This is a genomic window from Micromonospora sp. NPDC000442 (assembly GCF_042898635.1).
GTDB lineage: Bacteria > Actinomycetota > Actinomycetes > Mycobacteriales > Micromonosporaceae > Micromonospora.
Genome location: NZ_JBIAYZ010000046.1, coordinates 1 through 7,518, shown reverse-complemented (window position 1 = coordinate 7,518; position 7,518 = coordinate 1). Strand labels below are relative to the sequence as shown.

General features: G+C 69.4%; 1 protein-coding gene. It reads right to left on the bottom strand.

Annotation, left to right across the window (positions count from 1 at the left end):
• A partial coding sequence (locus ACFY2A_RS30440; RefSeq protein ID WP_387176775.1) for an amino acid adenylation domain-containing protein occupies nucleotides 1-7,518 on the bottom strand: 7,518 nt, incomplete at both ends.

Below are 7,518 nucleotides of genomic sequence, written 5' to 3'. Positions count from 1 at the left end.
ATGCCGACCCGCCACCGGGAAACCGATCGGGATGTCGGTGCCCGCCCCGAGCCGCGACAACAACACCGCCAACGCCGACTGGAGCACCATGAACATGGTCACGCCCTCGGCCCGCGCCAGGTCAGCCAGCCGCTGGTGCACCTCGGCGGGCACCTGCAACGACACCTGGTGCCCGCGGTGCGACGCCACCGCCGGGCGGGGCCGGTCGACCGGAAGCGCCAACTCCTCCGGCGCCCCGGACAGGGTCTCCCGCCAATACGACAGCTGGGTCGACAGCAGGCTGTCCGGGTCGTTCTCATCGCCCAGCAGCTCCCGCTGCCACACCGCGTAGTCCGCGTACTGCACGGGCAACGGCGCCCACACCGGCGCCTGCTGACGGAGCCGTGCCTCGTACGCCGCTGCCAGGTCCCGATTCAGCGGCGCGGTCGACCAGCCGTCGCTCGCCACGTGATGGACGACCAGGACGAGCACCGAGCCGTCCGTCGCGGTCTGGAACAGCCAGGCCCGGATCGGCAGGTCGGCGGCGAGGTCGAACGCGTAGCCGGTCGCCTCCGCGACGGCCCGGTCCAGGTCGTCGGCGGGCACGGCCCGCACCTGAAGCACCGAACCGACCTCGTCCGCGTCCAGAATTCGTTGATACGGCTCGCCGTCCGCCACCGCGAACACGGTCCGCAGCGACTCGTGCCGGCCGATCACGTCGCGCAAGGCCGCATCGAGCGCCTCGACGTCCGCACCGCCGGCCAGCCGAACCACGGAGGGCAGGTTGTAGAGCGGACTCGGGCCTTCGAGCTGACCGAGGAACCACAGACGGCGCTGCGCGAACGACAACGGTACCCGCTCCGGCCGCCGCCCGGCGCGCACCGCGAGCCGTGCCCGGCCGGCGTTGCCGCCACTCAGCCACGCCGCCAGGCCAGCCACCGTCGGCGTCTCGAACAGCGCCCGCAGCGGCAACTCGACGCCCAGCACCGCCCGGACCCGCGACGCCAGCCGCACCGCGAGCAGGGAGTGGCCGCCGAGCCCGAAGAAGTCGTCATCGACCCCCACCGTGGTCAGGCCGAGCACCTGCGCGAACACCGCGCACAGGATCTCCTCCTGCACGGTCGCCGGGCCGCGGCCCGTGCCGGCCTCGTACGCCGGCGCCGGCAACGCACGCCGGTCCAGCTTTCCGTTCACCGTCAAAGGCAACCGGTCCAGCAGCACCACGGCGGACGGGACCATGTACTCCGGGAGGCGTTGCCCGACGTATTCGCGCAGCCCGGCGGCGTCGGCGCCCACGACGTACGCCACCAGGCGCTTGTCCCCCGGGATGTCCTCCCGTGCGACCACGGCGACCTGCGCCACGTCCGGGTGCTCCTGGAGCACCGCCTCGATCTCGCCCGGCTCGATCCGGAACCCCCGGATCTTCACCTGCTGATCCGCGCGGCCGACGAACACCAACTGGCCGTCCCCGGTCCACTTCGCCAGGTCGCCCGACCGGTACATCCGCTCGCCCGCGCCGAACGGGGACGCCACGAAACGCTCACCGGTGAAGCCCGGCCGGCCCAGGTAGCCGCGACTCACCTGGACGCCGGCCAGGTACAGCTCGCCGACCACGCCGGGCGGGACCGGCTGGAGCCGATCGTCGAGCACGTACAGCGCCGTGCCGGGCAGGCCACGGCCGACCACGCTGCCGGTCTCGTCGCCGGTGAGCTGCCACAGCGTCGCATACACCGTCATCTCGGTCGGCCCGTACATGTTGACCAGGCGCGGCCCGCCCTCGGTCAGCCAGCCGTAGACCCGCGGCGGTTCCAGTGCCTCCCCCGCGAACACCACCACCCGGACGGACTCCGGCGGTGACCCGGCCACCGACAGCAGCTGATAGAAGGCCGACGGGGTCTGGCTGAGCACCGTCACCCCGGTCTGCTCGATCAGCCGGGCCAGGTCCTCCGGGCTGCGGGAAACCTCGGACGGCACCATCACCACCCGGGCGCCACGTGTCAGCGCGCCCCACATCTCCCACACCGACACGTCGAACACGAAGGAGTGGAAACAACTCCACACGTCGGACGGGCCCAGATCGAAGACGTCACCGACCGCGGTGAGCAGACCCGACAGATGACGATGGGCGATGACCACACCCTTCGGGGTGCCCGTCGAACCCGACGTGTAGATCACGTACGCCGCGCTGGCCGCGGTCACCCGGCTGGGCACCGGGCCGTCGTCGAAGGCCGCCACCGCCGGCCCGTCCAGCACCGTCACCGGAACCAACACCGAGCCGGACAGCACCGGCTCGTACGCGGCCGAGGTCAGCACGTGCCGCGCGCCGCTGTCGAGCAGCATGAACTCGACCCGTTGCGCCGGCAGTTGCGGGTCGATCGGCAGGTACGCGCCGCCCGCCTTCCACACCCCGAGGATCGCGACGACCATCTCCGCGCCGCGCGGCAGGCACAGGCCGACCACCGACTCCGCGCCCACGCCCTGCGCCGTCAGATAGCGTGCCAGTCGGTTCGCCGCCGCATCCAGTTCCCGGTACGAGACCTCGACGCCGCCGGCGACCACCGCGACCGCGTCCGGGGCGGCCGCGACGTGCCGGGCGACCAGGTCCACCACGGTCGCATCGATCTCGGCGGCCGGAACGTTCCAGGCGGACAGCATCTGCTGCCGCTGCTGGTCGTCCAGCAGCTCGACGGCGTGCAGCCGGACCTGCGCGGCGGCCGTCACCGTCTCCAGCACCCGCACGAACCATCCGGCGAGGCGCTCCACCGTCGACGCGTGGAACAGGTCGGCCGACGCGGTGACCACACCGCCGAGACCGGCCGGGCGGCCCTGCGCGTCGAACGACTCGACGGCGGTCACCTCGAGGTCGAAGCGGGCGGTCGCGCTCACCGCCCCCGCGCCGGTGTCCGGCAGGCTCATCGTGCTGTGCTCGAGGTTCTGCAGGATGAGCATCACCTGGAACAGTGGGTGGCGGGCCATCGAGCGGGCCGGGGCCAACTCCTCGACCAGTCGCTCGAACGGCACGTCCTGGTGGTCCAGGGCGGTCAGGCTGCTCTGCCGCACGCGGCCCAGCACCTCGGCGAAGGTCGGGTCGCCGGACAGGTCGGTGCGCAGCACGAGGGTGTTGACGAAGAAGCCGACCAGGTCGTCCAGGGCCTCGTCGTTGCGTCCCGCCACCGGGAAGCCGATCGGGATGTCGGTGCCCGCCCCGAGGCGGGACAACAACACCGCCAGCGCCGACTGGAGCACCATGAACATGGTCACGCCCTCGGCACGGGCCAGGTCGGCCAGGCGCTGGTGCACCTCGGCGGAGACCTGCAGGGGCACCTGGTGGCCCAGGTGCGAGACCACCGCCGGGCGCGGGCGGTCGGCCGGGAGGGCCAGTTCCTCCGGGGCACCGGCCAGCGCCTGCCGCCAGTAGGCGACCTGCGCGGAGAGCAGGCTGTCCGGGTCGTTCTCGTCGCCGAGCAGTTCACGCTGCCACAGCGCGTAATCGGCGTACTGCACCGGCAGCGGCGCCCAGGCCGGAGCCGTCCCGTTCGACCGCGCCTGGTACGCCGCCGCCAGGTCTCGGTGCAGCGGCGCCGTAGACCAGCCGTCGCTGGCAATGTGGTGCACCACGAGCACCAGGACGGACTCGTCGGCACCGGTCTGGAACAGCCAGGCCCGGACCGGGATCTCGGTGGCCAGGTCGAAGGCGTGGCCGGTCGCCGCCGCTACGGCCGTATCGAGGCGTTCGGCGCTCATCGACTGGACCTGGAGGACCTCGCCGACCTGGTCGGGCTCGAGGATCTGCTGGTACGGCTCGCCGTCGGCCACCGCGAAGACGGTGCGCAGCGACTCGTGGCGGGTGATCACGTCCCGTAGCGCAGCGTCCAGCGCGGTCACGTCCACCCCGGCATCCAGGCGGACCACCAGCGGCAGGTTGTAGAGCGGGCTGGGGCCTTCGAGTTGGCTGAGGAACCACAGGCGTTGCTGGGCGAATGACAGCGGTACCCGGGCCGGACGTGTACCGGCCCGCAGGGCCAGGCGGGCCCGGCCGGCGTCGCCGCCGGTCAGCCAGGCCGCCAGACGGGCCACGGTAGGAGCGTCGAACAACGCCCGCAACGGCAGTTCGACATCGAGCACCGCCCGCACCCGCGACACCAGCCGCACCGCCAGCAGGGAGTGCCCGCCCAGGGCGAAGAAATCGTCATCGACGCCGACCCGCTCAAGTCCGAGGACGTGAGCGAAAACAGCGCACAGGATTTCTTCCTGCACCGTGACAGGACCTCGACCCGAGCCGGCCTCGTAGTCCGGGGCGGGCAGAGCCCGCCGGTCCAGCTTCCCGTTGACGGTCAGCGGCAACCGGTCGAGAACCACCACCGCCGACGGCACCATGTACTCCGGCAGCCGCTGCGCGGCGAACTCCCGCAGGCCGGCGACGTCGTCGTCCGCCACCACGTAGGCAACCAGACGTTTGTCCCCGGCGGTGTCCTCCCGCGCGATGACGGCGGCCTGGGCCACACCCGGATGCTCGTGCAGAACGGCTTCGATCTCACCGGGCTCGATCCGGAACCCACGGATCTTGACCTGCTCATCCGCCCGACCCAGATACTCCAACTGCCCACCGGCCACCCAGCGCATGACATCGCCCGTGCGGTACATACGCTCACCGGAGCCGAACGGCGACGCCACGAACTGCTGCGCGGTCAAGCCATGCCGGCCCAGATAGCCCCGAGCCACCTGATCCCCGGCCAGATACAACTCACCCGCCACACCCGACGGAACCGGCCGCAACCAACCGTCAAGGACATACGCGCGCAGGTTACCCAACGGCTTACCGACGACCGGCCTCGAACCCGCGACCACCGGCGCCGAAAGAGCATCGACGGTGCACTCGGTCGGCCCGTAGAAGTTGTACGCCCGAGTATCCGCCGCGGCCAACTCGTTCCACAACGGCTCCGGCAGCGCCTCACCGCCGAGCATCAACACCCGCGGACCCCCACCGGCCAGCAGACCCGCCGGCAGCAACTGCGCCAGATAAGACGGAGTGACATCCATGAAATCGATCCGGTGCCGACGCACATAGTCGACAAGCACCACCGGCTCCAGACGCGTCTGCTCGTCGATCACATGCAACTCGTGGCCATCACACATCAGCAACGGACCCTCCAACGACGTGTCGAACGACAACACCGCCGTCAACGCCGCCCGCAACCGACCACCACCCGCATCGGCAACAAACCCGCCCCGCTGATTGACCAGCAAATTCACCAACTGCCGATGCTCGACCAGAACACCCTTCGGCCGACCCGTCGAACCCGACGTGTAAATGACATACGCCGAATTCCGGGCCCGCAACGGCGCCAACCGATCCGCATCCGTCAAATCACCATCCGACAACTCACCCAAACCCAGCGATGCCATCACCGCCTCGGTGAGCACGAACACCGCACCGGCATCACTCAACAACTGCGTAACCCGCTCAACCGGCAGACTCGGATCCACCGGCAGATACACCCCACCCGCCTTCAACACCGCAAGCAACCCGACCACCGAGTCCACCGACCGCGGCAAACTGACCGCCACAACCCGCTCCGGACCCACACCCACCCGCACCAAATGACGGGCCAACCGATTCGCCCACCCGTTCACCTCAGCGAACGTCAACGACACATCACCACACACCAACGCCGTCACCCCCGGCGTCCGCGCAGCCTGCGCCTCAAACACACCCACCACCGTCCCGCCAGGCACCTCCATGACGGGGCCGCGCAAAACCCCCTCGCCGTCCGACACCTCGACCGCGAACAACGGCACATCCGGACCACTCAACACAGCGACCACGTTCTCCACCGCCGTGCACAACAACCGGCCAACCACCTGCGGATCCAACGAATCAACCACCTCCACACTCAGGCTCAGACCCGCCACATCCAAATCATTGACCGACACACTCAACGGATAATTCGTACGCTCCTTCGCATAAACCGTCCGGATACCCACCGGCGCCCGACTCTCCTCGACATCCGGCCCGTCCGGACCAGCCTGAGCGATATGCCGATAGTTGAACAACGACGTGAACAACGGCGCATTCTCCGCCACCCCACTCGCCTGCTGCGCCACCGCCAACGACGCATGCTCATGCTCCAACAACGCCGCGAGCTGAACGCGCATCTCCTCCACCGCCGCCCGCACCCCCACCCGACCCGAACGCACCCGCACCGGCAACGTGTTAATGAACGGACCAACCACCCGATCCGCACCCACACCCGCGTTCATCCGCCCGAACAACACCGTGCCGAACACCACATCGTCACGACCCGACAACACCGAAACAACCCGCGCCCACGCCACATGCAGCACCGTCGCCGCACTCACGCCCAGCTGCCGCGACACCTCACGCAACCGATCGGCCACCTCCGACGGCACCGGCATCTCCGCAGTCACCGAATCCACACCGTCGCCACGAACGTCCATCAACCCGTACGGCGCCGTCGGCTCCGTCACATCGCCCAACAACTCGGCGAAGAACCGCTCGTGCTCCTCCCGCGCCACACTCCGCGCCTGCGCCACAAAGTTCCGGAACGGCAACGCCGGCCCCAACTCCTGCGCACGCCCATCGAGAAAGGCCCGCATCTCCGCGAGCAGCACATCCATGCCCTGGTGGTCCTGGAGCATGTGATGCATCCGCAGCAGCCCGAGCCAGCCATCACCGACCTGCACCACGTGCACATCCATCAACGGCGCGCGGCCCAGATCCATCGACGACCCGACCAGATCGACCAGCGCGGCCCCCGGATCAGCGAGACCCGCCTCCAGGGTGTGAGTCATCACCGGCAGCGCGGCACTGCGCAGCACGACCTGCACCGGCTCGGGAATCCCGTCCCACACCACCGCCGTGCGGTAGATGTCATGCCGATCAACGACCTGCTGCAACGCGCCGACGAACCCATCCAGACGAGAACGCGAGTCAAACTCGAAGACCCACACCGTCACATACGGATCCTCACCACCACCCGCCATCAAATGGTGGAACAACAACCCCTCCTGCAACGGCGCCAACGGATACACATCCGCCACATTCGCCGCGCCACCCTCGACAGTGGCCACCACCCGCTCGACATCCGCATCAGTGAAATCGACCAACGGCAGCATGTCCGCCGTGATCCGCTCAGCGTCAACGGGGATCAGGTTGTCCGGGACCACGACCGTGTCGGCGGCCGGCACGGCCGCGGCCAGCCCGGCCGGCGTGGGAGACTCGAACAACGCCCGCACCGACACCGCCACACCCCGACCACGCAGCTCCTCCACCAGGCGCACCGCCAGCAGCGAATGCCCACCCAGCCGGAAGAAATCGTCGTCCACACCGACCACATCAAGACCGAGGACCTCGGCGAAAACCGCGCACAGGATCTCCTCCTGCACGGTCACCGGACCGCGACCCGAGCCGGTCTCATACACCGGCGCCGGCAACGCCCGCCGATCCAACTTCCCATTCACCGTCAACGGCAACCGGTCCAACACCACCACCACCGACGGCACCATGTACTCCGGCAA